The sequence below is a fragment of the Neisseria sp. P0021.S006 genome (assembly GCF_051956895.1).
The window spans coordinates 1-517 of sequence record NZ_JBQCWZ010001049.1; the positions used below are offsets into that span (position 1 = coordinate 1).

The window sequence follows — 517 nt, forward strand, 5'->3', positions numbered from 1 at the left end:
GGGTATTACTGACCAGCCTTTCGTTATTGTGAAAGCCGACGCAGGCACTTACGGCATGGGCGTGATGAGCGTTAAATCTGCCGATGAAGTGCGCGGATTGAACCGTAAAAACCGCAATAAAATGGCAAAAGTCAAAGAAGGTTTGGAAGTCAGTGAAGTCATTGTCCAAGAAGGTATTTATACCTACGAAACCATGAACGGCGCCGTGTGCGAACCCGTCGTTTATATGATGGACCGTTTCGTTATCGGCGGCTTCTTCCGTGTACACGAAGGCCGTGGTGCAGACGAAAACCTCAATGCCGGCGGTATGGTGTTTGTTCCGCTGTCCAACAGCATCCCTACCGGTAACGGCGACAACTCCCAAGAAGCGCCTGAAGCCTGCAAACGCGTATTTGAACAATGGGATTCGCTCGGTATGCCGCGCTCCGAAAAAGACTGCGACGTGGACAATGAACACAACCGCCTCTACGTTTACGGCGTAATGGCGCGCCTGTCCTTGCTTGCTGCCGCATTGGAG

1 protein-coding gene is annotated in these 517 nt (G+C 52.2%); it reads left to right on the forward strand.

The annotated features are described in order from the left end of the window. Positions 1-517 (forward strand): glutamate--cysteine ligase (locus ACTHUM_RS18655; protein WP_440403775.1); only part of this gene is annotated, 517 nt, incomplete at both ends.